Raw genomic sequence first — 23,885 nt, 5'->3', positions numbered from 1 at the left:
CAAATTTTGGCGTTGAAAAATAGAGCTGCGGGGATAGTATGATATCCCCTGCGGGAAGGTGATATGATTCTTAAACGGTACCGTTCAGTACGACGAGGCTTTCACCATTCACTGTAGTAGTGACGACCAGGTCTACCTTACCGGAAAGTGCCGGGTCGGTAATTCTGATCTCTTTGCCAGCGGGAACTGCGGTGTTCTGGTCGATGACGTCCGGCGAGCTGATCACCGGGCTAACGACTTTCAGGCCCTTGATCTCCTCTGCGTCGCCAGGGCTCAGGAGCATGATCATGACCGTGGTATCGTTAGTTCTTAACGCGGAAAAGGTGGGCATTGCCTCAGCCGGGGCAGTTGCATGCTCCGCGCCTGTGTCGTAGCTGCTGGTAATGCAACCGCTCAGTAGCGCTATTAATGCGATTACAATAATACCGGGTAATAGTAAACTCTGCTTCATTTTAAACCTCCTTATGTACTGCAGGGGCTTTTATAGTATAACAATCTACTAATACAAAATACTTCTCTTGGGCTTGCAGTGAATGCCTCTGGCAGGGTCATTAGATCCCATGCTGCTTATGGCGTAAAAGAACTTTTTATAAGGAGAAATGCCCTGTGCCGGACTTGAACCAGCGACATCCAGATCTTCAGTCTGGCGCTCTCCCAACTGAGCTAACAGGGCTTGTTGGTATATAGTTTGCAGCACAAATATTTGAACTTATGCCGGTGTAATCATGGGGGTGAAGGGATTCGAACCCATGGCCGCCCGGTTATGAGCCGGGCGCTCTGACCTGGCTAAGCTACACCCCCAAATGATCTTTTGGGGTTAAGCGCCGCCAACAGGACTCGAACCTGTGACATGCTGGTTAACAGCCAGCCACTCTACCAACTGAGTTATGGCGGCAACTTGCCATCTTGCGAACCTTAAAAGTACTTTTAACCTATAAATAACTAACGGTGCACATTACCTTTTTTTACATGATTACGGTGTTTTCGCGTTATGAATCCCGGCCATAATCGGGCGTAACGGCTCTCCCGGCAGAAAAATCGGCCTCATTTCAATCCCTTCGGGCAGATCGTGACGCCGATCATACTCAGGGCTTCTTTACCTTTCCCTTTTAGCCTATGCAGGATAGATTTATTATCGTTGCAGTAATGTATCAAAATAACTTTTAAAAGGAGCGAGATACCAGTAAATGCACTTCATATCGTTTGCCGACATGTCCCCTGCTGAAATCGAAGCACTTATTGATCGGGCGGAAGACCTCAAGAGGATGCGCAGGGAGGGCGTGATCACGGATTACCTGAAGAACCGTAGCCTTGCCATGATCTTCGAGAAGTCGTCGACCCGCACCCGGGTATCCTTCGAAGTAGGCATGACTGACCTTGGCGGCCACGCGCTGTACCTCGACCCGGCGTCGATGCAGCTCGGCAGAGGCGAAACAGTCGCCGATACCGGTCGTATACTTTCGTCCTACGTCCACGGGATCATGGTAAGGGCAAACGATCACGATATGCTGATAGAACTGGCGAAAAACTCTACTGTGCCTGTTATAAACGGGCTGAGCGACCGGGAGCATCCATGTCAGGCAGTCGCCGACCTGATGACCATCCGGGAGCAAAAGGGTAAGATCAAAGGCTTGAAGTTCGTCTGGGTGGGCGATGGCAACAACGTGTGCAATTCCCTCATGCTGGCCTGTGCCATGATGGGCATGGAGATGGTCGTGGCGTGTCCTAAAGGCTATGAGCCGAATCAACAGATACTGGAGCAGGCCCGGTCCATGGGCGGCAATATTACGATTACCCGGGACCCGAAGGCAGCGTCGAAAGATGCGGACGTGCTCTACACTGACGTGTGGGTATCTATGGGTCAGGAGGCAGAAAGGGCGCAGCGGTTTGCAGACCTCCGGGACTACCAGATCAACATGGAACTGGTCGGCCTGGCTAAGAAAGACTGCCTGGTAATGCACTGCCTGCCCGCGCACCGGGGCGAGGAAATCACCGACGATGCCATTCGCAGCCCTAACTCCGTCATCTTCGAGCAGGCCCAGAACCGCCTCCACGCACAGAAAGCGCTGCTGATCAGGCTGATGGGAAAAGATGCCCGCACGCAGGCTTAACGAAGTCCCGGCCCCGCAGGGTACGAATTCGCTATGGGTGTGGACCCGGACTCGCAGCCCTGTCCGGGTTACCTTCAACTTTTTAATGCTGCTCTTAGTACGTTACAGCCCGTCTCTGAGGCTGAAGATCGTAGCGATGAAGCTGATGGGCGTGAAAACAGGGAAACAGGTCTCGATGGCGTTAAATACGACCGTCGATATCTTCTATCCTGAGCTGATCGAGATCGGAGACAACTCGATCATAGGCTACAATGCGACAATTCTGGCCCACGAGTACCTGATTGACCGGATGCGGACGGGTAAGGTCATCATCGGCCGCAATGTGCTGATCGGGGCAAACTCGACCATCCTCGCTGGAGTCACTATCGGCGATAACGCGACTGTATCCGCCGGCTCGCTGGTCAACAGCGACGTTCCTGCCGGGGCTTTTGTCGGAGGCGTGCCTGCCAGGGTCATCGAGAGGAAAAACAATGCTTAAGCTATTATGGAAGCTGATTGACCGGATTATGGGCGACCGGAGGCTGCTCGTCATCTTTCTGCTCATCAACGTAGCCGGTTCGCTATTCGGCCTGTATTATTACTGGGAACAGCTCATGCTGACGCCGTGGTACCTCTGGCTGGCCGTGCCTGACTGCCCTCTATACACATTCTTCATGATCTTCGCGCTGCTGCTCATCCTGTTGAAGAAGCCCTCCGACACCCTGAACACTATCACCGCTGTCGGGCTCTCCATGTACGGGGCATGGACTACGATCGTGCTCCTGTACTTCGGGGAGATATACTTCAACCCAGCTAATGCTCTCATGTCTGCGGGCTTATGGATCTCCCATTTCTGCATGGGGCTGGAAGGCTTTCTGCTACTGCCTTACCTGGCCAGAGTGAAGCCGATCTCATGGGCCATCACCGCAATCTGGTTCGCTGTGCTGGACTCCGTAGACTACTTCTACCACTTTGCATACAATGGCGTGGCTATGCGGACGCACCCGCTGGCACTCCTTGAGTATCTTGCGGCCAGCCACCACGCTACAGCCCTCGTGCAGAAAATCGATTCGCTGATGTATCTTACCTTCAGCCTGTCGATCATATTCTTCGTTCTAATGATCATACTGGCAGGAGCATATGCAGGCGGTAGCCAAAAAACTGTGATAAAAGAAAAGATTAGAAACTGATCGTCGCCTCAATCCATATGCTGTCATGTCACGGTGGTCAGTCTCCCGGGGGTCGGCGATCCTCACCTGTCTCTCGCCTTCGCCGTGAGCTGTAGCGCCCATGTCGCCTTGTCCACGAATACCGGGCTGTATGACTCGAACAGGTCGATCAGCCGGTCCGGATCTTCTTCCATCATTATCATTTTCCTGTTTTCCGGCCGGACAAAAAACTCCTCTGTCGAATGGTCCAGAAAAGCCATCAGGCTATCATAGTACCCGCATACGTTCAGCAGCCCGCAGGGCTTCTTGTGAATCCCGAGCTGGGCCCAGGTAGCCGCCTCAAAAAACTCTTCCATGGTCCCCAGCCCGCCCGGCAGCGCCACGAAGCCGTCCGAAAGCCCGGCCATCAGCGCTTTCCGCTCATGCATGGAGTTGACCACCCGCAGGTCTTTTAGCGTAGTGAATGCGACTTCTCTGTCAACGAGCCACTTCGGTATGACGCCGATCACCTCTCCTCCCGCTTCCACCGCAGCAGTGGCGATCTCGCCCATGAGGCCCACGTTGCCGCCGCCGTAAACCAGCCCAATGTTCCGCCGGGCCAGCGCCCTGCCCATCTCCCGGGCAGCGTCGATATACTCCTGTCTGGCGCCAGGGCTGGAGCCGCAAAAGACACAAATACGCTTCATTTTGATCAGAGTACAAGTACGGGCAGGCATAGATATAATTTGCTTTGCCCCTGGCTGAAAGTACTATCCGTCCGGCGCCGGGGCCATAGGATATGGGTGGTGTGAATAGTGCCATATCCTGAGGCCCGACAGCTTTAAATATGCAACCGTACAATATTGCACGAGTACAATATGTTATTATTACAGTATTACTCCGAACGGTGAAACTATGACTGAGCTGTCTAATGCTGAATCCGCCTTACTTGGCCTGCTTTCGGAGCAGCCCATGTATCCTTATCAAATTGAGCAGGAGGTCAAGTTCCGGGACATGCGGTCCTGGACTGAACTCTCCATGTCGTCCATCTACAAGCTGCTGACCAAGCTGGAAAAGGCAGGCATGGTCAACCGCAGGGACGAGATCGCCGAAAACCGGCTTAGGAAGCTCTACTCGATCAGCGATGCCGGCAGGGAAGCGCTGCAAGCCAAGCTCACAGCACTTCTCAGGGAGCCGGAGCACATCCGGTGGCAGGTGGACATCGCCACGTACAACTGTGATCTGCTCCCAGTGGCGACTGTGCGTGAAGCTCTGACTGAATACAGGAAAAAGCTGGAAGAAAACATCAAGTGCTACGAGGAGCTTCGTACGTTTATGCAGGGGATCGGCTGTCCGGCAAACCGGCTGAGCGTTGCCATCCGGCCTGTCTACCTCCTCAAGGGCGAAATCGAATGGGTGGATGCTTTCCTGGCCGGGCTGCCCGAGGGGGATTGAGCGGTATTGCCCGGATGTGGGCAGGGGACTTGAATACTTTCCGACCGCTCATACCATGAGCTTTTAGGCCAGAATCTCATTCAGGTGATGCTACCCTGTCAGCCCGGCGTCTGCTTAACAGGATATCTAATAAGATGTGATGGTCATGGACAGTAAAATTGTTCTCATCGGTGCCAGAGAGCACAACCTCAAAAACGTCAGCATCGAGATACCTAAGAACCAGGTCGTCGTGTTTACGGGCGTTTCGGGCTCGGGCAAGTCCTCGATCGCTTTCGACACAATCTACGCGGAGGCCCAGCGGCAGCTGCTGGAGACCTTCAGCTCTTTCTCCCGGCGGTATCTGCCGAAGATCGAGAAGCCGAAGATAGACGAAATCCGCAATATTTCACCCGTCATCAAAATCGACCAGAAGCGCATGGGCGAGAACGTCCGCTCCACAGTGGGCACGGCTACAGAAATCTCCACTTACCTCCGCCTGCTTTACTCAAGGTGTGCGGAGCCCATGGTCGGCCCCTCGTTTTACTTCTCGTTCAACAACCCCGAGGGCATGTGCCCGGAATGCAGCGGCATCGGCAACAAGATCACCGTCAACCTCGACGCTCTTCTTGATATAGACAAGTCCATCGCCGAAGGTGGCATCAGGCACCAGAACTACTATCCCGGAGGGTGGTACTGGAAGTCCCTGAAGGAAAGCGGCATGGTGGACATGGACAAGCCGCTGAAGGACTTCACGAAAGAGGAGATGAATCGCCTGCTCTATTCTGAGACCATCAAGATCAAGGCTAACGAACACTATGGCCTCAAGTATGTCACCTTCGAGGGCATCGTCACCGGCCTGAACAGGCGGCAGATAGGCAAGGACGACATCAGGGAGCGGGAAGCGAAGTACTTCAAGATCATGCCCTGCCCGGCCTGCGGCGGCACCCGCCTGAACGATCGGGCCCGTTCCGCCCGGATCAACGGCAAAAATATCACTGAGCTCTCTGCCATGGAGCTGACCGAGCTCCGCGCCTTCCTGGATACAGTCACCGGCCCGGTGGCGGACCCCATCACCAAGCCCATGAAGGTCCGGTTGCAACACCTGATCGACATCGGCGTCGGCTATCTTTCTCTCGACCGGCCGGTCTCGACCCTCTCTGGCGGGGAATCGCAGCGGGTCAAGATGGCCCGGCAGCTCACCTGCGACCTGGTCAACCTCATCTACGTGTTCGACGAGCCCAGCATCGGCCTGCACCCCCGGGACGTCGCTAACCTGGTCAAAATGCTGAGGAGGCTGCGCGAGAACGGCAACAGCCTCGTCGTGGTCGAACACGATCCAGGCGTCATCGAGCACGCCGACTACGTAATCGAGATGGGCCCGGGCGCCGGCACCCTCGGCGGCCAGGTCACCTTCACAGGCACTGTCGCCGAGCTGAAGAGCTCGAACGCGCTGACCGGCAAATATCTCAACGCCCGGGAACACGTACAGTACCGGCGGCGCAAGCCGGCAGGCTATATCGAAATCAAGAATGCCCAGCTGCATAACCTCAAAGACGTCTCCGTCAGGATCCCGACGGGAGTGCTTGTATGCGTGACAGGCGTCGCGGGCTCGGGGAAGAGCACCCTCATCAACGACATCTTCATCGCGGAGCACCCGGAGGCCGTGGTCATCGACCAGTCCCCGGTCGGCCGCAACAGCCGCTCTAACCCCGCCTCGTACACCGGCATCTTTGATGACTTAAGGGCTACGTATGCGAAGGCTACCGGAACGAGCGCCAACCTGTTCAGCTTCAACTCGGACGGCGGATGCCCCAAGTGCGGCGGCAGCGGCTTCGTCGAAGTCGAGATGCACTTCCTGGACGCGGTCCAGATGACCTGCGACGAGTGCGGCGGCAGGAGGTATAAGGCAGAGGTACTCCAGTACCAGTACAAGGGCAAGAACATAGCGGAAGCGCTGGAGATGACGGTGGATGAAGCCATCCAGTTCTTCTCGGGCGAGCGGAAGATCCTGCACAAGCTGAAAAAGCTGCAGGAAGTCGGCCTCGGCTACATCACCTTAGGGCAGCCGTTAAGTACCCTGTCCGGCGGCGAATGCCAGCGGATTAAACTCGCAAGCGAGCTCCACAAAGCGGGCAACCTCTACGTCATGGACGAGCCCACGACCGGCCTGCACATGGCCGACGTCGAGCGGCTGATGGGCATCATCAACACTTTAGTGGAGGCGGGCAACACTGTGATCGTCATCGAGCACAACCTCGACGTCATCGCAGCAGCCGACTGGGTCATCGACATGGGGCCGGAAGGCGGAAGAAAAGGTGGCGAGATCATCGCCGAAGGAACGCCGGAGGACGTGGCCAAAGTGGAGCGATCTTACACCGGACGGTATCTGCGAGAACTATTGCAGTGACCAGAGGGTCACTGCTTTTTTATTTCGCCCGGGCTTTGCGGACGTTGCTCCAGCGGGAGAACCTCATGAAAGCTCCCAGGAGCGGCCTGATGAATAGGGCCATCAGCTTCACATCGAGGCCTTCCAGCTCTTTGGCCGCCTGTTTCAGCTCGGCGGGTATGTCGATGTGCTGGGTGCACTTTTTCACGCATTTGCCGCAGCCGATGCACTGGGAGGCCAGGGCTTTCGGGCTCGTTCCATCCATGCCTCCGCCCGCGTGGTTCATGTACATGATCTTCGTCTGTAGCGGGCTGCCGAGGTACAGGTTATTGTAGCTCTCGAAGCAGCCGGGGATATTTACGCCTGCGGGGCAGGGCATGCAGTACTGGCAGCCGGTGCAGCCTACCTTCAGCTTCTTCCGGTAGGCTTCCTTCACCCGGTTCACCAGGGCTATCTCTTTCGCCGACAGCGAACGTGGTAATGCCTCGCCGGCTGCCCTGAGGTTCTCTTCGATGTGCTTCTCGTCGTTCATGCCGCTCAGGACCACGGTGACTTCCGGGTGGTCCCATACCCATCGCAGGGCCCATTCTGCGGGGGATCTCTTCACTTCGGCTTCGTCCCAGATCGCCTGGATCTCCTTCGGCGGCGCCCTCGCCAGGCTGCCTCCCCTGAGGGGTTCCATGATCACCACGCCCAGGCCTCTGGCGGCAGCGTACTCCAGCCCTGCTTTGCCGGCCTGGTTGGTCTCGTCCAGTATGTTGTACTGGATCTGGCAGAAGTCCCAGGCGTAGTCGTCAACGATCTGCTTGAAATCTGCAATTCCACTGTGGGTGGAAAAGCCTATGTGCCGGATGCGGCCGTCAGCCCTGGCCTTCCGGACGAAGTCTGCCGCTCCGAGGTCTTTCAGCCTCTTCCAGTCGGAGGCAGTAATGCTGTGGAACAGGTAATAGTCGATGTGATCGGTCTGTAGCTTCTGGAGCTGCACGTCGAGGAGCTTTTCCATGTCCTCTGTCTTTTTAACCTGGGCCGGAGGCAGCTTGGTAGCTAGCTTGACCTTCTCCCGGTAACCGTCCGCCAGCGCTTTTCCGACGAGCGCTTCGCTGCCCGGGTAGAGCAGAGCGGTATCGAGGTAGTTGACGCCCTGGTCTATGGCGGAGCGGATCTGTTTTACCGCCCTCTCCTCATCGATGCCTATGCCTTTTCTCGGCAGCCTCATACAGCCGAACCCTAAGATCGAGAGTTTATCCCCCGTGGACTTCATCGTCCTGTACTGCATCTGTTTTCCTCCGTATATCTGCTGCCGGCGAACTGACTAATCAGTCAGTAGCCGGATAAACTAATTAAGTCACTGCGATTTCGATAAGCCACTCCAGACAAGCTCGAAAGAGCCTTCTATCAGCATGTCCGTCTGGTCCTGCATCCCGTGCGTCAGGATCTTCTTGATCACTGCCCTGTTAGCGCTGAATAGCATGTCGAAGATCAGCCCCCGGTGGATGTCCCGCAGCTTACCTTCAGCTATGCCCTCTTCTATCAGCTCGGTCAGGAACGCGAACTTCTTCATCGCCTCCTCTTCCGTAATCTTCGTAATGTACGGGGAGGATAAAAACTGCTCCAGAAACAGCAATTCCTGCGGGCTCTCCAGTCCCCAGCGAATAGTGTTACCCCATATGCGGCGCAGCCTGGCCTCAAGGGTCGTTTCTTCCTCCAGGCCTCTGGCCATCGCCGCCGCAAAGCGATTCTTGGCGATGATGTACGTGCTGTTGATCAGCTCCTCCTTTGTGGGATAATACCTGAACAGCGTGCCAGTGGCGACTCCCGCTTCCTGCGAGATCAGCGCCGTCGGCGTATTGTCGAAGCCCCTTTCAGTAAAGAGCTTGAGCGCCGCATTAATGATCGCCTCTCTTTTCTCGTGTGCGCTGTCTGACATGCCAGTTCTCCCTTGGAGTGACTGGTCAGTCATTGGTTTTGGAAGCATATAAGTTTTTCCACAAGGGCTGCTGCATCGGTACTTATCTATACTACCGGGTAAATACCTGGGTTCAGATAATATGACCGACGAGAAGGTGCTGGCAGCATCCAATTTCGATCACAACCCGCCCGTGGCACACAACCAGTACGACGACTCGATAAGGCTGTTCACAGCTGCCTATGAGCCGCTGTTCGACATGGCCCACGCCAGCCTTCGCTCTATTGCGGGTGAAACTGCCGGCATATTGATCGTCGGCGCCGGCACTGGCATGGAGATCTGCACCTTCGGTCAGAAGTCCAGTGGCTGGCATTTTACTGGCGTAGATCCATCCGCTGAGATGCTGGCCATATCCGGAAAAAAGATCGCCGAAAAGGGGCTGTCAGAGCGTGTCGAGCTTGTCAATGGCTATTGCGATGATCTACCTGAAAGCTGCCTGTACGATGGGGCTACCTGCATCCTGGTTATGCACTTCCTGCCCGACGACGGTTCCAAGCTACGGCTGCTCCAGAGCATCAGCCGGCATCTGAAACGCGGCGCCCCCCTCATCTTAGTCGACGACACCGGCGAACCGAAAAGCGAGGAATTCTGGCGGACAGTCGATGCATGGAGAACTTACGTCAAGACAAAAGGCGCCGACCCGAAGCTCGTGGACGAGGGCTTCAGTGGCCAGATCCTGAAGCGCCTCCACTTCGTGCCCGAGGGCAGAATCTACGAACTGCTCGACCAGGCCGGGTTCGAGAAGCCGTCCCGGTTCTTTACAGCTTTCCTGTACTGCGGGTGGGTGGCTGTAAAAAATTGAAAGTTGGCCCTGTATAGGTCGAAAATACCGCCAAGCCCGCCAAGGGGCCAAGCAGGCTGTCTCATAATTCGTTTTCACTATACAATAAGGAACTAATTATCCTTATTAGAGAAACAGTATGATCTTATACTCTATGTTCGCCCGCCAGGACGCCTGCCACGGCAGGCGTCCGATGCGGGCGATGCGATGACGATCGCTGCGCTGTGCTCGGACACAGATTGTACAGATGATACAGATTAGACAGATGATTGTTGAATCAGACTGGTAAAGACACTCATTACCGTTTTATCTATTGTATTCATCTGTGCAATCTGTACAATCTGTTAAATCCAGTATCCACGTGGTGTGTGGTGGTGGTTGGGTGGGTGTGGTTTGTGTGGGGTGGGATTGGTGTGCTTATCCGGGGGCGGGCTTATTTACGAGTCGGTGTTAAAAATTGGGGGTTTAATAGGTTTTTGTTGATAGCCTGAGCTATCCGGTTGGCTGTTACCAGGCAACTTTTAGGTGTTTTGAGATCATGTTGTCTGGTCTCTTAGGTAGTTGTAAAATTCTTTCCAAAAATTGTTTCAGCATGTTTTTCATCTGGTTAACAGTGATCTTTGCTTTTTGATGTGTCTTTTTCATGATGCCGTGCAGGTTCAGGATTAGGTGGCTTAAACCGAATACTAAGGTGCGGTAACCGTGATTCCGACTGTTTGTTTTTATCGTGTACTCCTTAGTCTCTTTATACCCGTTCTCGATATTCCAACGGTTAGTGTACGCTTCAGCAAGAATTGTGAAACTCATCCTGGTTACCGGGAGGTTGGTAGCGAAGCCACAGTACGCTTCAATTCCAAGATCCTCGAGGTACACGTCATACGTGTACTCCAAAGACTCCCCACCACGCATCGTGTACTTCCAATGAGACACTCCGGTAAGCTCTAACAACCGGTACAGGAGGGACATGCTACCATACTGTTTCACCGGTATAATGTACTTGTAACCCTGCTTGTCCACTGTTTTCATAACACTGCTCAGGTAGAATCCTTTATCCATGAGCACTGCGAAAACACTGAGTTCCTCCGGGACCAACTTTAAAAGTCGTTCCACCACCCGGTCCAGGGGTTCATCCCTCTTTTTAGGCGTAACCCCCAAAGTGAATTTAAAGTTCTTCGCCACGATACTGATCGAGGCATACCGGAGAACACTAACCCGTTTCTTCTTCCGCCCCTCCATCTTCAAAGTACGATGCACATATTCATTATCGACTCCATAATACCGTTTATCCGTAGTATCAATAGCCAAGAGGACCGGTGAATCCACGATATCCGGACAATACTGAACCGCTCTTTTCCATAACAACTTGAAAGAATGATACAGAAGCAGGTTCACCCCGCAAGTGATCTCTTCAATACTCATCCGCCCCAAGAATACAAAGAGTTGATCGCTGCTGAAAAACAATTTTTCAGACAAATCCTCCATACTAGTCTTCTCCAACGCACACCAGATCAATAGGAGGAAATACCAACCAGCCCTACTGAACTGGAAGTATGCATTAAACACCCGAGATAAAGACTTTAAACCAACACACTTATGATTCACATCTGAGGGCGGAAGAGGCTGTCTCATACGTTATTACCACAAACCATGAGATAACCCCGCCCCCACACAAATACCTCACTTTACTCCACCCCCCAAACCACCAGCAACCCAACCACCAACACCACAAACACGGGGATACTGTAAATCTGTGTCCCAGCACAGCGCAGCGATCGTGTTGCTGTCTCACCGAACCCGGACAATCAGAGAACGCACAGCGCAGCGATCGTGTATGGAACGCCTTCGAGAACGCCTGCCATGGCAGGCGTTCAAAAGGCGTACATCCTGGCGAGATCGAAGTGTACTTTTGGGTAGCGTATTATCTTAACAGGCAACCACAATGAATTATGAGACAGCCTGCAAGCTCGCCAAGAGCTAATTTTCGATCGTAACCACGCCGATCACAAAAAATATTGCTTGGCGTGCTTGGCTCCTTGGCGTGCTTGGCGGCTTTACAATCGCAGAAACTGAGAACTGCCATTTATTCATCACTTATGCCTGATCAAGGCTCCGATCATCATCTGACTCTTTGCGATTTAAAATCGAGGCCTCCTGGGGCCGAGTACATCTCAATTTTGGCCGATGACACATTTTCATCAGGCACTTTTTATTGTCATATCTGCCCCAGTAAGCCGTTGATCTTTAGCCACAGCTATTTTACTATGGCCTCCTAACGTGATGTGATATCGAGAGCGTCGTCGACTATTTCATACTATTGAGGCATTACAGGCAGGTTATTTTAGGCACATGTTTAGGCAGGCAGAAGCTATCCTCAGCAAACTTCGGAAAGCAAGAGAAGAAATTGTTACGATCATACGCGCAGCGCCGCCGCAGAAGGCGAAATTCAAGCCCGGGGACCTGAAGTTCTTCTGGCAGTTCGTCAGGCCCGTGTGGAAGATCGGTGCCATCAGCCTCTTCCTGGTCATGCTCACCACCGGCCTCAAAGCCCTGCTGCCGCTGACGGGCAAGGTGTTCATCGACTTCGTGATCCTGAAGACCGGCTACGGGGGCATCGAAAGTGCCCTCACGTGGCTCGGGCTGGGATCTCTAATCCCTGACATCATTCAACTGTCCGGCTCGATCGAATACGTGGCAGCGGTCATGATTATCGCGGCCGTCATCTTCGGGCTGCTCAGCACTCTGGCCGTCTATCTTACAACGGTGTACCAGCAGGAGCTGACTTTTAACCTGCAGACCAGCCTCTTCGACCACGTGCTCCGGTTCCCGATGGCCTACATCAAAGACAAGCAGACAGGGTACCTCATGTCCAGGGTTTCGGATGACGTAAACCTGATGCAGTACCTGTTCTCCGATGCGGTGACGCAGATCATCTCCAGCGCCTTCTACATCCTCTTCGGCATAGCGATCCTCATGTCTCTCAACCTGCGGCTAGCAGTGGTAATAGCGGCTACCATACCGGCGTACCTCGCCATCCGGTACCTCGTCTCAGGCAGGATCAGGGCGCTCAGCTACAGGGAAAGGGAGTCCAGCGCCGAGGTGTCCCGGAACATGCAGGAGGCGATCTCGGGTGTAGAGCTGGTTAAGTCCTACGCGACCGAAAAGACTGAGGTAGGCAAGGTATCGGTTAAATTGAGGGACGTCATCCGGGCGAGGATCAGCAGGTCGGTCCTCATCTCCTTCGCCATGTCCCTGATGAGGGGCACGATGTTCGCCCTGGTGCTGATCATCATGCTGGTCGGGGCAGGCGAAATCCAGGCGGGCAGGATGACGATCGGAGACTTCGTCGCCTTCATCTCTTACCTGGTCTTCCTTTCCGGGGCGGTCAACACGCTGTTCTACACGTATATGTCCTTCCAGCCGGCCTTCGCCTCCATGGACAGACTGAAAGAGATGTTCGGCGTCATGCCGGAGTTCGAGTGGGGCAACGGCGGTGTGAAGCCCGACTCCGTCCGGGGAGACGTGCGGTTCGAGAACGTGACTTTCTCTTACGCGCCCGACCAGAAAGTGCTGAACAACATCAGCTTCGAGGTGAAGAAAGGCGAGACCGTCGCCATCGTCGGGCACAGCGGCGCCGGGAAGACGACGCTGGTGAGCCTGCTGCTGAAGCTGTACCAGCCCCAGTCCGGGGTAATCAGGTTAGACGGCCGTTCTTTAGCCGAACTGGACCATGCGTGGCTGAGGCAGCAGATCAGCATCGTGTCCCAGGACATCTTCCTGTTCAACGATACAGTGGAGAATAACATCAAGTACGGCCGCACGGATGCTTCGCACGAGGACGTAGAGCGGGTGGCAAAGAAGGCCCGCATCCACGACTTCATCATGTCCCTGCCGAAGGGCTACGATACTCTGATCGGCGAGCGTGGTACTAAGTTGTCAGTCGGCCAGCGGCAACGGATTTCTATCGCCCGGGCCTTCCTGAAGGACACACCCATTGTTATACTGGATGAGCCGACGTCGGCGATCGACCCTGAGACCGAGATGTACCTGAAGGAGTCGCTGGACGAGCTGGTCAAAGGGCGGACGACGTTCATCATCTCGCATAGGATGTCGCTGACCGAGATCGCCGACCGGGTGATCGTGATAGACGATGGTGGTGTAGTGCAGATCGGCAGCTACGAGGAGCTTGTGGCCAAAGAGGGGCTGTTCGCTACCTTGAAGGCGTCGGATGCTAAGGCACAGGGAAAGAATGTGCCTGATGTGTCGTTCTGATATCTGGAAAAACTGGGAGGATAGAGTTCCCGGGAGGTCAGGGAGGTACCGGAGGTCTGGAGGTACGAGGTTATGGAGGTAAAGGAGGTCGGGGAGGACTTTCAAGCTGGGAGGTCAGGGAGGTTTGGAGGTCTGGGAGAACGAGTTTTTATTCATAATAGAAATCTGGTTCTCCTTCGTTTTTCAGATGAAGAATGGTATGCTGATAATTGGTTATTGGCCCTGTGTGGGTCGAAAATGCCGCCAAGCTCGCCAAGGGGCCAAGCTCGCCAAGATACACATTTTTAATGGAACGCCAAGTATGTTAAAAAGGGATTGCCGTATACAGCTAATCCAGATTTTCTTGGCGTGCCTGGCCTCTTGGCGAGCTTGGCGGTTTTAAAGCGCCCTGCAGGGAAACTGTCGGATTCGAATAGTTAGATGGGGGTGTATTATAAGTTTTGAACAGCGTAAGAGCTACTTTCTCTGTTCCTGACCTTTCCGGTACTCTTTGACCTCCCTGATTTTCAGGTTTGAGGCTCGAAAAACCTTCGCCTATCGCTTGTGACCTAAAACCGATGCGAATATTTATGTAGGGAAAAGCATCAATGGGAGTACGCAACTTTTCACGCGGGGGTTGCCAAGCCAGGTCAAAGGCGTAGGACTTAGGATAGTAACGCTCGATTCGACCGTAAATTCAGATTTTTAATAACTTTAGGCTATTAATTTGGAGATATTATCAGTAATCAGTATGCGTCTGTCCTATTTACTGATTATTAGATAATGGTTGTCCAGAAACTTAAAGTTTTCTATAATATTGATATCACACCAAATTTATTATAATCCCCTATATCTTTAATATATGGGAAGCAATAGTCTAAGTTTGTATGATTCATGGTCTATATATGGGTTCAGGCAATATGCCTGAGGACATAAGTGGAAAAGTGGCAAATCTAAGAGTACAGTTCGAATCCATTGTTAGATCGATTGTAGATCAAGAGAAAGACAGATATATTTTTCGAATTCTCTCTAATTCAAGCTATCTAGAGATTATCGATAAAAACAATTTATATATCGCAGTACAACCTCACCCGGGCGCTTGTAGTGTCGAATCAATCTTGGAACCGGATAAAGTGTTGTCTGGAGATCTTGTCTCATTTAAAGCAAGATCCGAATACGGGTTTAGCGATCCTATTGTGATAACATTTCCAAAAATACTAATCGATCAAAGTGCAGAAGAACGGAAAAGCGATTTGGAATACATTGCTAATCTTTATATCAACTACGAAAAAATAAGAATGGAAAAAATTGAGAGTATGATAAAAATCAATCCGATATTTGGCCCTGCGTCATACAACCTTAATGAAAAAATGGTCTTTGTCCTAATGCCATTTAAAGATGACTTAACTAAAATATATGAATCTGTAATCAAACCTACCGTTGAGAAAAAGGGTCTTTTGTGCAGAAGAGCTGATGAATTAAAAACAAATAGTGTTATAATACAAGATATCTGGAAAGCTATTTGTGAAGCAAGAATCGTGATTGCAGATCTGACATATCTAAACGCTAATGTTTTCTATGAACTTGGAATAGCACATACTATCGGAAAAGATACAATCCTAGTTATTCAACCACAAACAATGGAGAATTTAAAATTTCCCTTCGATCTTTCACATATTCGCCGTATAGAATATGAAAATAGTATTCCAGGAGCAGGAGTATTAGAGAAAAATCTGTCCGATGTCATTGATTCTATACTTAAGCCCACGGTTACATAGTGATTATCATATATTGTGTGCTTTAACTGTAGTTATGGGGCATTACAGATTATTAACTTAATAGATCATGGGGTTAAAGGAACTCCAGCCTTTTTTGAAACTTCAAAATATTTATAAAATACATGTCATAATTATATGGTACGATCAGAAGCGGTACCCCACAGCAAGAACTTGATCATGATTTGTTTTTTTAATGACATAGTTTATAAAATGTAGTTGATAAAAGTCTATGGGAATAGGCTAAAGGATACTATTGATCTCATTCTTTACGAAAATCGGCTAATGCAACTAATATAACTAAAAAGTGTCGTCATCAAGGAATAAGATTTTAGGACTATGTACACTTTCTCCAAACCAATAATGCGGCGCGAGGCATCCCATAGCAATAAATTAAGATAATGCGATAAATTTTATAAAAACATGTCAATATTCCTGCCAATTGCTCTGGTATATAAATGATTGCTTAACACTTGTTAAGATGTGAAGAATCTGCAAAAAATTATCGGCGTATAGATAAGTCTGTGAAGTAAGTGAAGTAATTTACAAAAACTTTTTAAATTTTTAAATTATCGGCATACGTCAAAGTCATTTATTTTTTCGAGGCGAGGAATCCTTAAATACCCACACGTAGTACAGGTAGTCGCTGGAGGAATTAGCTCAATAAAACTTTGAGAAATTTTGAATGCAGCCCCCAAGGCTGTGGATATAGCGCATGAAGGCGGCATCTGTCTTAGCAAATAGATTCTGTTCTTCGTTTATTTAAGCGTGTCTACAGTGGCGGGGATACGACTACAAGGAGATGTATAAAATGGTTAACGATAGTATACCGAATCCAAATTCGCCGTCTGTCGGGACTCGCCAGATTGCTGAAGCGACAGTACAGATGAAGAACGGGGCAGAACAGCTTGGGATAGACGGATGTGTGAGTACCGATCTCCCTACAATGGCTGATAAGCTTGACTCGATCAGGGAGCAGAACCTAAATGGTGCTCTCCTATGGGTGCACAGGGGAGCAAGCGTTATCCCCTTAATACCGGGGAAAAAAATACCCTACTGTACGTGGGATTGGTCTGTATCTGAGGGATCAGGTGTTTTTTACCTCTGGGAAAAATTCCCGTATGCATTAATTGGGGTTATGACCGGCAAGTCTGGTTACATAGTATGGGACTTCGATAAAAAGCATGGAGGGCTTGAGACATACAACCTAATGTGTCAGCTATACCCAGAGTTAAAGGAATCCTATATCGAAGAGACTCGTAGCGGCGGGCTGCATGTATACTTTACTTGCGGCGATCTGACCGTCAAAAAAGGTGTTGACATCTTCATGAAGAAGCTTGCAGACGGTAAGAAAGTCCCTAAGTGGGCTGACAAGAACTGGCCGGGTGTTGACATATGTGCAAATGGAAGTATTGCGGTAGCAGCCCCTAGCGTAGATGTAAAAGGCGAATACAAGGTACTAAACAATAAGCCCATACAGCCTATCTCTCAGGGCTTGATTGACCTGCTGCGTTTGACTGGCAGAGTTATGGATGCTGAAGCCTTCGAAAAGGCTGAGGCTGACCCCGCTTACAGCAAAGTAGAGGCGCAGCCTATCCCCAACCGGTACTACAAGGAGCAGTTCGCTCCGATATGCATCAAGGGCATTGTTGATAGCCTCAAGGAGGGCAAGGCTGACAATGACAGCATGTTTGCTCTTGCTTGCTACCTGATGGGGTTGAACCTTGAAAATGAGGCTATCCTGAGCGTGTATAGTGTGTCGCCCAAGTTCGATAGGGGCCTTACTGAACACTACTTAAACTACTACCGTCGCATGGGGTACAAGTGTCAGACGTGCGTCACGATGCAGGCTAACGGGCTGTGTACTGGTGGCGCAGGCTGCAATAAGGTGAAGTCACCTGCCTGGAACTACCGTAACACATACTACGTTGAGAACTGGCCGTATGACAATGCCAAAGACGAGAAAGGCGTAGCAGATATGCTTGCTGATCTATACGGTGATGACATCCGCTATGTTAGGGGTACAGAAAAGTGGTATACCTGGAACGGTGAGAACTGGCCAGAGGACGTTGATGAGGCGCACCTGTCCAGAATGATAACCTGTATGGCGGATTTAGTCATGGATAGGCTGCTTTTTTTAAGCAGCCTTACAAAGACCATTACTGAAGGTGAGGCTAGAAAGGCCCATAAAGCGCACATAGAGAACCTATACAGGCAGTTCCACAAAATGCGTACGGTGGGCAACATCAAGAGCATGATCAAAATGGCGTCAATGACCATTGAGAGCATCATACTGGATAGTGTCGATGAACTTGACAAGGACAAGCACTTGATCAACCTACTGAATGGTGCCTTTAATCTGGATACTAGCGAGTTTATTCCTCACGGTGAGCGTACTAAGCCCTATCTTATGACCCTGAGGGCTAATGTAGCGTATAACCCGGAAGCGAAGCGGCCAAGGTTCGATAAATTCATCGACGAGATCACTTGTGGTGACAAGGATTTAGCAGATTACCTGCAAAGAAGCTTAGGATATGCCTTATCTGGGTATACCGGCGAAGAAAAATTCTTTGCGTGGTTCGGTAACGGTCGTAACGGCAAGTCTAAGCTAGCTGAGGCTATCCTCTACCTAATGGGCGATTATGCTTCATCTGCTAACGCAACGGCCTTCATCATGCCCAAGAACGGCAATATCAGAAGCTTCAGCTTTGCAAGGCTAAGGGGAAAGCGGTTTATCCGGTGCAGTGAAGTACCCGAAAACTCCGTATGGAATGACGTAAGGATAAAAGAGTTCCTTAGCGACACGATCACGGCGGAAGAAAAGTTTGGCGCGGAGTTCGACTATAAACCCCAAGGCAAGCTATTCTTCCTATGCAATCACTTGCCGGCTATGCCCAAAGATCGCTCTACGGAGACTAAATTCTTCGTAGTACCCTTCGATCTTCAACTTGAACCACATCAGGTAGACATGGGGATCGAAGAGGCGCTTAAAGCCGAAGCTGAAGGCATATTACTGTGGATGATCGAGGGCTATCAGAAATGGAAAGCAAATGACCTTCGTAGGATATCACAGGCAGTCAAAGAAGCTTCAGATCGGTACTGGCGGGATGCTGATTGGTTCGCTGCCTTCCTCTCGGATATGTGCGTGATTGATCCATCTGCCGAAGTCGATGCAGGGGAGCTTTACACTACATTCAAGAGCTGGCAAGAGCGTGTAGGCGCACCGATTCAGAGCGCAACGGCCTTCGGTAAGCGTCTTACGAGTTCGGGATTCAAGTCTAGAGAATCAAAGCGGACTGACCGGGATGGCAGGAAACGCACCGTAAATCTCCGGATAGGGCTTAAGCTTAAAATCGCTATTGCGACCTGCGAAGATTTGATCGCTGCAAGTATAGATGATGGTTGAGGCTTAACGGCCTAACCTTCATCCATTTTTTGTTTTCGTATAGTATCTACTTGGTATTACTATTGTGCCGCCAGTACCGCCAGTATACCTATTATATTTTATAAATTACTTTTATAATATTTTTATATGAATGGGTAGGTAAACCGCCGGCACCGCCGGTAATATGAGATTCTATGACTATATCATTTCAGATTTAGTAAAATAATATGTAAGTATTAACCATTATATAATTTTATATTTCATATAAAAATAATGTAGTTATCATGAATTAATTTCAAATCCATAATAAGTGCAAATTATTGATGCCTATAGGCTATTTACCACATATTATAGTAAAATATTATGTATCAGATAATCGTCGTACGTTATTCGAATATCGAGTTATTCATTTAATAATTAATTATTATAAACAATACTATATTGTAATAATTGATTGTGTTTGGAATAGTTATATTACAGAAGAATCCTAATAGAATGGGCTAGGGATTGATTTAAAAAGTGGGTACCTCTATGAGTATAATTGATGATATAAGATCTGAAGTTGATAAAATTGCCCAAGAGCGAAATATGGCCCCTGATCGTGCTTTTGGTTATTGGTTCATTGAGGGGTATCAAGACTTTAGTCCAGAACAGGCTGAAGAAATGGTCATTGATGGCCCCTGGGATCACGGAAGAGATGCCATATATTATGACGACGAAAATAACGTTTTACAAATATACCAATTTAAATATTCCGAAGATGCAACTTACGTCCAAGAAGCATTTAGGGATATTCAGAGAGGATTAAAAGCGGAAAATGAGCAAAATAATTCTATCTCAAAATGTAGTTTGGTTAAGCTGTACGTTGTTTCACTATCTACGATGGATGCTCCATTAAGGCGCATACTTGGAACTACAAGGGGAGTAGTAAGAAGGTGGCTAGACAATAATGGCTTCGGAGATGTTGATTATAAGATTGAAGTAATTGATGCAGATGAATTTAGAAGGTTATGGGATAGGATTATTGGAATTAATGCTTGGTTAAAATTTAAACAGCCACCAATTTTTGAGCATGACTCTCTATTTGGTTTATTTGATGCAAGTGGGCTAAAGGATGAAATTTATAATGAAGATTTGCTCGCATTTAACATCCGGAAATATTTAGGGCCAAAAGGAACGATTAACTCGCAAATTGAAGGTTCCCTTATCGATCAACAAAAACGTTCTATGTTTTGGAAATTAAATAATGGTATTGTTTGCTTATGTACCCATTATGGTAGACCTACACCAAGCAACCAAATTGAATTTAGAAATCTAACAATTGTTAATGGCGCCCAAACCATCACGACAATATCCCGATATTTAGAAAATAACCCCTTATCGGAACCTATTTGGGTCTTTGTTAAAGTAATAAAAGTCGCAGATTTAGATGTTACATTCGCCCGGGAACTAACACGCTCTTCTAACGCGCAAAATGCGACCAATAATAAAGATATGCGTGCGATCGAACCTGCCCATAAAATAATGAAAGAATGGTTAAAAAATGAATATAGAATATGCTATATATTTAGAAGGGGCGAAAAAGCAGATAGAGATCACGTATCGGTAACAATGAAAGATATTTGTCAGGCATATGTTGCGTTTTATTTAAATGCCCCATATGTATCATATGGTACTCCATCAAAGATATTTACCGAAAATCCGAATTACTACCCATTTATATATCCAATTGAAGAAATGAAAACCTTGCAAAAGACTGGTGATCGGGAAAGCGTCAGATTATTCCTTTTAAAAAGAATAATACCTTCATTAATGTTAAAAAAGATTCGGGAGTTCTTAAAAGAGGAAACACTAAACCAGCCAGATCAGACAAAATGGAAGTCATCTGCGTATCAGATATTATGGCTTTATAATGAGGCATTTAAACAGTTAGGTATTACGGATTATGAGGATATTTACATAAAGCTTGATGCATGTATTGATAATTCTATATTGGAGCTTTATTCTGGACTTCGAGATTATGTAGAAAATGCTGAACTTACTGTTCCTACTACATTTAAATCTCTAGAAATTTCAGAAAAACTATCCTCAAGAGGCGTATTTGTGAATACACTTTTAAGAAATGGAAAGAATAAAATTTCAAAAGTATTTACCGAATAATATTTTTTAAATATTTTTATTATAATGAAGTTATTTAGTATTATATTTTTGGTAGTGAGTTGTTTATCAGAAAAATATGCTTATGACCCTACACCATCTGGTAGCCGTTATATCTGTTTAATATTTGCCTATACGAGGATGTTATGGAAATACAATTGATGAAGAAGTATTAAGTAAGAGCTTGTAGATTTTTCATATATGCCTGGAGATTGGGATTTTTTTAAAAGCAAACTTTTTACAAGTATATCCGAAATTAATGATTCATATTATCATGTAAAAAGAGCTGAATCGGTTGACTGCTATAAAGAAAGGGTTTATTGTTATGAGCTATATCACCAATTAAGAATACAATTAGGTGACGATTATGAATATTGCTTAATGGGTGAATTAGATAAATGCTCTCATCAGTCATTTTGTAATGCGTATGGTGTTGAACCTAAGCACGGCCCTAAACCTGACTTTATAATCCATACCCCGGGCATACAAAATGAAATAAGTAATTTTGTAATAATAGAAATAAAAACAACTAATAATAGGATATCTAAAATAAAAGATGATATCATTAAGCTATTGGGATTTATAAATAATACAAGTTACCGATATGGGATCTCTCTGATATATGGAGATAATTTAGACATGGATAGTCTTAATTCCGCTATCGCAGAATTAGAAACGCATAATAACATGTCAAAGATAATGGTAATATGGCATGATAGGGAAGGATGTATTCCCAGAATCGTTTACGAGTCAAACTCTACCATATAACTTCGATTGTTTGATCGTTTTTTCGATCCCATATTTTACAGATACAGATCCGACTAAATCTTTGAACCATCTCTGAGAATCTGGGGATACATGAATTACATTAATAAGAATGTCTAAGTCTACTGGCAAATACTTGCCCTTCAGTTTTTTCTTTCGTATACCATTAGATTCCTGTGGGTAATAAGATGCTACTGCTCTTAGCTCCCTTTCATCCCTAAACTCTTTCCTTTTTATTAAAAGTTGATCAAAAGCATTAGGGGGCACTGGTATTGATTCTCTTGAATAATCCATATATGTAATAATGCCGATACGTACCTCAAATGGGCAATTTACAAAGCTATCACATAATCTTGAAAAATTAGATTCTATCGCTATACCTTGGGCATTTTCTGAATAATAGTTCCACATCGTAGGTGATTCCGAATCATTCATATGCCAACAATTAACAATAGATTCATCATTAAATCCCTTTAGGGCAAGTTTTTCACGTCTTTGTTTTAGCTTTTTATCATCAGTTGGTGCTATCATTTGTTTTAAAGCTTCTCTACTCGCTTTTGGTAACGTGCCCTCAATTTATCTGGGAAATTATCTATTGATGTAAAGTAGAGTGCCTGTTTTTCAAGTAATGAAACATACTTTGGAAAACTCATATATCTCCAAATTTTAATATTCGGGTCGTCCGGACTGTTAAAAGATGGATGTTTAAGATACACAATACCTTAATGAAAAGATTACTATATAAAATCTGGTTGAATCAAAAGAAAAATGGTTGAGATTAAAGGATAAATCGCTTATCTATACTATCACGTAGGGTTTCAGTGTCACTTGTCAGGTAGACCATGGTACTGAGAATCGACCTATGATTTAGCTGTGCAGCCACGTCATTTAGGCTTATACCAGACCGCAGCATGTTAGTGGCGCAAGCAGCCCTTAGTAAGTGTGAATAACATCGCTTTTCGATGCCTGCTCTCTTGGCTGTACTGACTACGATCTTATGCAGGCCGCTTTTCGTAAGCCTCTCAGCCCACGTATTGAGGAATAGCGCCTTTTCATCGACCTCTGGCCGAATATCAAGCCATTCTTGAATATACCTTGCGGCATCCTTCGTCAAAATGGCTTTGTGCTCACGGTAGTTTTTAACTATCTCGTCAGGGCTGTGCGCCCGAATATAGAAGAATCTCTGTTTAAGGTCAATGTCATCAACGTTCGCAGCTACGATCTCTTTCGCTCTGGCCCCTGTACAAAGCATTAAGCTGATAATGGCACGATCACGGATTGAGTTAGCCGACTGCATCAAAGCCCGACACTCTAATAATGTCAGTCCGACCTTAGTTTCCTTTACGACTTTCGGCTTCTTGATCTTTACTGGCTGGCCTATGGCTTCACTAATAAGCTCAAGGGTGTGCAGCCTTCGGACAATAGTCCTCGATTTCATTCCCTTTTCTCTCTGGTGCTCCTCGATTTCCTGCGCCTTTTCTGCATCTATCTTTGACAGGTCGTAGTATCTAAGAAGGTATGTAGCAGAGTCCATTACTGCCTTGATATTGACCTTGCTATATCTCTTCGTGTAAATCAGGTAGTTCTCAAGCCTTTCGAGCGTGGCGTATTTATCTAAGGGCTTATTGACAGCTATCTGCGCTTGTTGTATCGTTCCGAAGCTAATCCTCTTTCTTTCTGTCCTCTGCTTACTCTCTTGATTCACACGAAGGCTTTTTATAGTATTTTCAGCCATAGACTAATGCCTCTC

The 23,885-nt window shown here is 48.2% G+C and carries 18 protein-coding genes and 3 tRNA genes; 11 read left to right on the top strand and 10 right to left on the bottom strand.

All coding sequences use genetic code 11. The features are described 5' to 3' along the window. Window positions 1-70 precede the first annotated feature (70 nt). The 4 genes from RCI_RS04885 to RCI_RS04870 all read right to left on the bottom strand — a co-directional run bounded on the left by RCI_RS04885 (window position 71) and on the right by RCI_RS04870 (window position 895). Window positions 71-451, bottom strand: a complete 381-nt coding sequence (locus RCI_RS04885) for a hypothetical protein (protein WP_012035288.1) — start codon at window positions 449-451, stop codon at window positions 71-73. A gap of 149 nt (window positions 452-600) precedes the next feature. Continuing rightward, window positions 601-673, bottom strand: a tRNA-Phe gene (locus tag RCI_RS04880). 53 nt (window positions 674-726) lie between these two features. Next, a tRNA-Ile gene (locus tag RCI_RS04875) sits at window positions 727-801 on the bottom strand. A 21-nt stretch (window positions 802-822) separates the two neighbouring features. Continuing rightward, window positions 823-895, bottom strand: a tRNA-Asn gene (locus tag RCI_RS04870). Between the two features lie 292 nt (window positions 896-1,187). On the opposite strand from RCI_RS04870, the gene argF reads away from it, so the two are divergent. From argF to RCI_RS04855, 3 genes are read left to right on the top strand one after another with little or no spacing between them, the layout of a single operon-like run. Then, window positions 1,188-2,111, top strand: a complete 924-nt coding sequence (argF, locus tag RCI_RS04865; RefSeq protein ID WP_012035287.1) for an ornithine carbamoyltransferase — start codon at window positions 1,188-1,190, stop codon at window positions 2,109-2,111. Beyond that, window positions 2,092-2,589: an acyltransferase gene (locus RCI_RS04860; protein WP_012035286.1), complete on the top strand. Its 498-nt coding sequence runs from the start codon at window positions 2,092-2,094 to the stop codon at window positions 2,587-2,589. The genes argF and RCI_RS04860 overlap by 20 nt, the downstream gene beginning before the upstream one ends. Beyond that, the gene (locus RCI_RS04855; RefSeq protein ID WP_148266531.1) at window positions 2,582-3,280 is read left to right on the top strand and encodes a DUF1405 domain-containing protein; all 699 of its coding nucleotides are present in this window, start codon (window positions 2,582-2,584) and stop codon (window positions 3,278-3,280) included. The genes RCI_RS04860 and RCI_RS04855 overlap by 8 nt, the downstream gene beginning before the upstream one ends. A gap of 62 nt (window positions 3,281-3,342) precedes the next feature. Here RCI_RS04855 and RCI_RS04850 read toward each other — a convergent pair whose 3' ends face one another. Beyond that, a complete protein-coding gene (locus tag RCI_RS04850; RefSeq protein WP_012035284.1) occupies window positions 3,343-3,945 on the bottom strand; it encodes an LOG family protein in 603 nt (200 codons plus the stop codon). Between the two features lie 208 nt (window positions 3,946-4,153). Between RCI_RS04850 and RCI_RS04845 the strand changes: the two genes are divergently transcribed. Beyond that, complete coding sequence (locus tag RCI_RS04845; RefSeq protein WP_012035283.1) at window positions 4,154-4,693, top strand: PadR family transcriptional regulator; 540 nt, start codon at window positions 4,154-4,156, stop codon at window positions 4,691-4,693. 139 nt (window positions 4,694-4,832) lie between these two features. After that, window positions 4,833-7,079 carry an ATP-binding cassette domain-containing protein gene (locus tag RCI_RS04840; RefSeq protein WP_012035282.1) on the top strand — a complete coding sequence of 749 codons (2,247 nt, stop codon included), beginning with the start codon at window positions 4,833-4,835 and terminating at the stop codon, window positions 7,077-7,079. 19 nt (window positions 7,080-7,098) lie between these two features. On the opposite strand, the gene RCI_RS04835 is transcribed toward RCI_RS04840, so the two are convergent. Together RCI_RS04835 and RCI_RS04830 are read right to left on the bottom strand one after the other, a co-directional pair. Then, the gene (locus tag RCI_RS04835) at window positions 7,099-8,334 is read right to left on the bottom strand and encodes an aldo/keto reductase (RefSeq protein WP_012035281.1); all 1,236 of its coding nucleotides are present in this window, start codon (window positions 8,332-8,334) and stop codon (window positions 7,099-7,101) included. 69 nt (window positions 8,335-8,403) lie between these two features. Next, the gene (locus RCI_RS04830) at window positions 8,404-8,985 is read right to left on the bottom strand and encodes a TetR/AcrR family transcriptional regulator (RefSeq protein ID WP_012035280.1); all 582 of its coding nucleotides are present in this window, start codon (window positions 8,983-8,985) and stop codon (window positions 8,404-8,406) included. 121 nt (window positions 8,986-9,106) lie between these two features. Between RCI_RS04830 and RCI_RS04825 the strand changes: the two genes are divergently transcribed. Next, window positions 9,107-9,826: a class I SAM-dependent methyltransferase gene (locus RCI_RS04825; RefSeq protein WP_012035279.1), complete on the top strand. Its 720-nt coding sequence runs from the start codon at window positions 9,107-9,109 to the stop codon at window positions 9,824-9,826. Window positions 9,827-10,312: 486 nt separating this feature from the next. Here the strand turns inward: RCI_RS04825 and RCI_RS04820 are convergent, their stop codons facing one another. Next, complete coding sequence (locus tag RCI_RS04820; RefSeq protein ID WP_048198606.1) at window positions 10,313-11,287, bottom strand: transposase; 975 nt, start codon at window positions 11,285-11,287, stop codon at window positions 10,313-10,315. Window positions 11,288-12,151: 864 nt separating this feature from the next. Between RCI_RS04820 and RCI_RS04815 the strand changes: the two genes are divergently transcribed. From RCI_RS04815 to RCI_RS16620, 5 genes are all read left to right on the top strand, one after another. After that, window positions 12,152-14,074: an ABC transporter ATP-binding protein gene (locus RCI_RS04815; RefSeq protein WP_012035278.1), complete on the top strand. Its 1,923-nt coding sequence runs from the start codon at window positions 12,152-12,154 to the stop codon at window positions 14,072-14,074. Window positions 14,075-14,973: 899 nt separating this feature from the next. Beyond that, window positions 14,974-15,831: a hypothetical protein gene (locus RCI_RS15695; RefSeq protein ID WP_052309908.1), complete on the top strand. Its 858-nt coding sequence runs from the start codon at window positions 14,974-14,976 to the stop codon at window positions 15,829-15,831. 808 nt (window positions 15,832-16,639) lie between these two features. Beyond that, window positions 16,640-19,234: a phage/plasmid primase, P4 family gene (locus RCI_RS04800; RefSeq protein ID WP_048198067.1), complete on the top strand. Its 2,595-nt coding sequence runs from the start codon at window positions 16,640-16,642 to the stop codon at window positions 19,232-19,234. A gap of 510 nt (window positions 19,235-19,744) precedes the next feature. Beyond that, a complete protein-coding gene (locus RCI_RS04795) occupies window positions 19,745-21,373 on the top strand; it encodes an AIPR family protein (protein WP_048198065.1) in 1,629 nt (542 codons plus the stop codon). A 198-nt stretch (window positions 21,374-21,571) separates the two neighbouring features. Next, on the top strand, window positions 21,572-22,138 hold the full coding sequence (locus RCI_RS16620) for a hypothetical protein (protein WP_148266530.1): 567 nt from the start codon (window positions 21,572-21,574) through the stop codon (window positions 22,136-22,138). On the opposite strand, the gene RCI_RS16615 is transcribed toward RCI_RS16620, so the two are convergent. Further along, window positions 22,121-22,666, bottom strand: coding sequence for a DUF2971 domain-containing protein (locus RCI_RS16615; RefSeq protein ID WP_012035273.1), 546 nt, complete (start codon window positions 22,664-22,666; stop codon window positions 22,121-22,123). The two genes, RCI_RS16620 and RCI_RS16615, sit on opposite strands and share 18 nt — an antisense overlap. Before the next feature lie 247 nt (window positions 22,667-22,913). After that, on the bottom strand, window positions 22,914-23,870 hold the full coding sequence (locus tag RCI_RS04790; protein ID WP_048198063.1) for a tyrosine-type recombinase/integrase: 957 nt from the start codon (window positions 23,868-23,870) through the stop codon (window positions 22,914-22,916). Window positions 23,871-23,885: the final 15 nt, after the last annotated feature.

The sequence above is a fragment of the Methanocella arvoryzae MRE50 genome, assembly GCF_000063445.1.
GTDB classification, from domain to species: Archaea; Halobacteriota; Methanocellia; order Methanocellales; family Methanocellaceae; genus Methanocella_A; species Methanocella_A arvoryzae.
This window is presented reverse-complemented; position numbering and strand designations above follow the sequence as displayed.

Excerpts from the sequence above, each read along its gene's own strand:
- RCI_RS04885 (WP_012035288.1), bottom strand. The coding sequence starts at position 451 with ATGAAGCAGAGTTTACTATTACCCGGTATTATTGTAATCGCATTAATA.
- argF (WP_012035287.1), top strand. The coding sequence starts at position 1,188 with ATGCACTTCATATCGTTTGCCGACATGTCCCCTGCTGAAATCGAAGCA.
- RCI_RS04860 (WP_012035286.1), top strand. The coding sequence starts at position 2,092 with ATGCCCGCACGCAGGCTTAACGAAGTCCCGGCCCCGCAGGGTACGAAT.
- RCI_RS04855 (WP_148266531.1), top strand. The coding sequence starts at position 2,582 with ATGCTTAAGCTATTATGGAAGCTGATTGACCGGATTATGGGCGACCGG.
- RCI_RS04850 (WP_012035284.1), bottom strand. The coding sequence starts at position 3,945 with ATGAAGCGTATTTGTGTCTTTTGCGGCTCCAGCCCTGGCGCCAGACAG.
- RCI_RS04845 (WP_012035283.1), top strand. The coding sequence starts at position 4,154 with ATGACTGAGCTGTCTAATGCTGAATCCGCCTTACTTGGCCTGCTTTCG.
- RCI_RS04840 (WP_012035282.1), top strand. The coding sequence starts at position 4,833 with ATGGTCATGGACAGTAAAATTGTTCTCATCGGTGCCAGAGAGCACAAC.
- RCI_RS04835 (WP_012035281.1), bottom strand. The coding sequence starts at position 8,334 with ATGCAGTACAGGACGATGAAGTCCACGGGGGATAAACTCTCGATCTTA.
- RCI_RS04830 (WP_012035280.1), bottom strand. The coding sequence starts at position 8,985 with ATGTCAGACAGCGCACACGAGAAAAGAGAGGCGATCATTAATGCGGCG.
- RCI_RS04825 (WP_012035279.1), top strand. The coding sequence starts at position 9,107 with ATGACCGACGAGAAGGTGCTGGCAGCATCCAATTTCGATCACAACCCG.
- RCI_RS04820 (WP_048198606.1), bottom strand. The coding sequence starts at position 11,287 with ATGGAGGATTTGTCTGAAAAATTGTTTTTCAGCAGCGATCAACTCTTT.
- RCI_RS04815 (WP_012035278.1), top strand. The coding sequence starts at position 12,152 with ATGTTTAGGCAGGCAGAAGCTATCCTCAGCAAACTTCGGAAAGCAAGA.
- RCI_RS15695 (WP_052309908.1), top strand. The coding sequence starts at position 14,974 with ATGCCTGAGGACATAAGTGGAAAAGTGGCAAATCTAAGAGTACAGTTC.
- RCI_RS04800 (WP_048198067.1), top strand. The coding sequence starts at position 16,640 with ATGGTTAACGATAGTATACCGAATCCAAATTCGCCGTCTGTCGGGACT.
- RCI_RS04795 (WP_048198065.1), top strand. The coding sequence starts at position 19,745 with ATGAGTATAATTGATGATATAAGATCTGAAGTTGATAAAATTGCCCAA.
- RCI_RS16620 (WP_148266530.1), top strand. The coding sequence starts at position 21,572 with ATGCCTGGAGATTGGGATTTTTTTAAAAGCAAACTTTTTACAAGTATA.
- RCI_RS16615 (WP_012035273.1), bottom strand. The coding sequence starts at position 22,666 with ATGATAGCACCAACTGATGATAAAAAGCTAAAACAAAGACGTGAAAAA.
- RCI_RS04790 (WP_048198063.1), bottom strand. The coding sequence starts at position 23,870 with ATGGCTGAAAATACTATAAAAAGCCTTCGTGTGAATCAAGAGAGTAAG.